1 pseudogene is annotated in these 1,289 nt (G+C 33.9%); it reads right to left on the reverse strand.

Annotated elements, in window-relative coordinates:
* A pseudogene (locus F6K53_RS43190) lies at nt 1-1,248 on the reverse strand (IS4 family transposase); the annotation flags it as partial.
* Nucleotides 1,249-1,289 lie beyond the last annotated feature (41 nt).

Genomic DNA, 1,289 nt, shown 5'->3' on the forward strand with positions numbered 1-1,289 from the left:
TTAATCTAGCCCTTAGACCTCGTTGATAATACTTTCGTTTATTAGGACCCACGTCTCATTAATTCGGTTACTAATTCTAGACAAACATCTTTGAAGTTAACCCAGGTTTGACCATATAAACCAACGTAAAAACTGCTATGTCTTCTCTCCAATCGGCCAGATTATTTTACACGAGACACATAGTTTTGGATTCCTTTACGTTTAATGTTATGACCTTGAATAGTTGCAGAAGTATAAGCTATAATCATCAATAAAACTAGAGAAATAAAGCGTTTACCTTCAACGTTAGTCTTTTCTAAATTATAACCACCTGTCTTAAAATCTCTAAACATTTCCTCGATATAAAATCTTTGTTTGTAGGCTGAAATAGCCGAATTTAAGCTATCCAAATTTGTCAAAATAAACCATCCTTCTTTTGGGGCTACTCCGTTAAGTTTACGTTTCCATTTAGCGGCAATATTAAAACTTAGGAAACCACGAGTCTTCGTGACTTTAATTCCTTTAATAAATAAAGACACTCCAGGTACTAGACCTAAATCATTTAATTTAATCCAACTCTTTTTTTGATATTCAACTAACTCATTCTTTTTTAAACGCAAACAAAAATCTCTACCCAATTCCTGAAGATGATTTGCTAACTTTACCGAACAAAATTCTCGTTCGCGAAGCGTGACCAAAGGTCAATCTCCCAATACACAGATTTTAGAGTTTTTTAAAATCGGGATAACTTTTGATAAAATACTTTGTTGTTCTTTTAAATTACTACTACCTAACTTGGGTAACAAGGTAAAATATAGTGGAAACGCTCTGTCTTGATGCAGTCGCTCATGGGGGGAACCCCCAAGACCGCGCTGCATCGCTTTTATCCCAAATGAGGCTAACCATGAATAAATTGATATAACACCAATTCGTTCTATCAATTGCTAAATAAATTAGTTTTTCATCGGTAAAGTATCTTTTCAAGCATTCTTCAACTATTGGAAACCACAAGTCTTCAATTGTTAACTTTGGTAACGATAAAAATCTTTAGGTGCGACCCGTGGCGAATTTAATTCGCCAACGGAAAGCGCACCTTCGGATTCTTTTTCTTCTACTTTCAAATTTAATGGGTAAAGGGAGAGCATTGGCTAATTTTTCTAAATTAACTTTTTTAATTGACTGTAATAGATTTATAAAAATTTTTAAGAAAATATATTCAGCTAGACTCAATTGACTTTTGAGATGGTTTTGGTAGAATTCTGGTAACATTGTCTATAGGTAGGTCTTGTTGCAAATTGAGAGACCTACCA

The sequence above is a fragment of the Moorena sp. SIO4A1 genome, assembly GCF_010672065.1.
GTDB lineage: Bacteria > Cyanobacteriota > Cyanobacteriia > Cyanobacteriales > Coleofasciculaceae > Moorena.